Source organism: Streptomyces sp. W16, from assembly GCF_033194735.1.
In the GTDB taxonomy this organism is placed as follows: domain Bacteria; phylum Actinomycetota; class Actinomycetes; order Streptomycetales; family Streptomycetaceae; genus Streptomyces.
The window spans coordinates 1-1,374 of record NZ_JAWOAI010001079.1; the positions used below are offsets into that span (position 1 = coordinate 1).

At 70.2% G+C, this 1,374-nt stretch carries 2 protein-coding genes; both read left to right on the forward strand.

What is annotated here, in order from left to right; translation table 11 throughout:
* Positions 1–455 (forward strand): RDD family protein (locus tag R6V09_RS53230; RefSeq protein WP_317888569.1); only part of this gene is annotated, 455 nt, incomplete at its 5' end.
* Positions 456–544: 89 nt separating this feature from the next.
* Positions 545–1,168: an RDD family protein gene (locus tag R6V09_RS53235; RefSeq protein ID WP_317888570.1), complete on the forward strand. Its 624-nt coding sequence runs from the start codon at positions 545–547 to the stop codon at positions 1,166–1,168.
* Positions 1,169–1,374 lie beyond the last annotated feature (206 nt).

The window sequence follows — 1,374 nt, forward strand, 5'->3', positions numbered from 1 at the left end:
GGCTGGTGGCCCGGCTCGTCGACACCGTCGTGCTCGGCGCGGTCACCGCCGCGGCGGCCGTACCGCTCGGCGGCAGGGCGGCCGACCACATCAACGAGAAGATCGACGCGGCCAAGCTCTCCGGCCGTGCCGAAACGGTCTGGCTGCTGGACGGCACCACGGCCGTCTACCTCGGCATCGTCCTCGCCGTGCTCCTCCTCTTCGGCGTCCTCTACGAGGCGCTGCCGACCGCCAGATGGGGCCGTACCCTCGGCAAGAAGCTGTGCGGCCTTGAGGTGCGCGGCATCGAGAGCCACGAGCCGCCCGGTTTCGGCGGGGCGCTGCGCCGCTGGCTGGTCTACAGCGTCCCGGGCCTGCTCGGCATCGGGATCATCGGTGTCGCCTGGTGCCTGTTCGACCGCCCCTGGCGCCAGTGCTGGCACGACAAGGCCGCACATACGTTCGTAGCGGGATAGCGGGGTACGGCATCCGGGGTACCTGATTCCGTACCCCGGACGGCCGCTCGCCGGATGCGGAGCCGTGGTGTTCGCGGTCGACTCGGGCCATGAGTACCGAACCGCCCCCGGGCTCCGGCCAGCAGCCGCCGGAAGACGACCCGTTCAGGAAGCAGCCCCCTCCTGGCCAGGGATCGGGCTCACCGTACGACCCGCCTTACGGCAGCGGTCCTCCGCAGCCGCCTCCCTACGGCGGCGGCTCCTACCCCACCGACCCGCTCGCCGGCATGCCCCCGCTCGCCGACAGCGGCCGGCGCACGCTCGCCCGGATCATCGACATGATCCTCGTCGGCATCGCCGTCTGGCTGCTCACCTGGGCCTTCGGAGTGCACGAGTACAACATCAACTCCGACCACGTGTCGTACGCCAAGTCGCTCGGGCAGTCGCTCACCGCGGCCGTGCTGTACATGGGCTACGACACCGTGATGCTCGCCAAGTCGGGCCAGACGCTGGGCAAGAAGTGGCTGGGCCTGCGGGTGGCCAACCTCGACAACGGGTCGACGCCCTCCGTGCAGACCAACCTGATCCGCGCGGCCGTGCTGTGGATCCCGTTCGCGTTCTGCTGCGCCTGCATCTGGACGGTGATCAGCGGCGGTTGGAGCTTCTTCGACAAGCCGTACAAGCAGGGCCTGCACGACAAGGCCGCCAAGACCGTGGTGGTCAGCACGCGTTGAGGTGACCTGGGGCAACACCCGGGCGTACACAGCGAATCGGCGGGTCCGTCGTCAACGGACCCGCCGATTCGCGTGGTTGAGCCTGGGCTTGGGCTTGTGCTTGGTCTAGGGAGTGCTCCGCTCCCGTACCGGCTCCGCCGACGAGACGGCGGCGGCGGACACGGTCTCCCGCCGCACCGGCACCCGCCTGCGCTGCGGAACGAGGG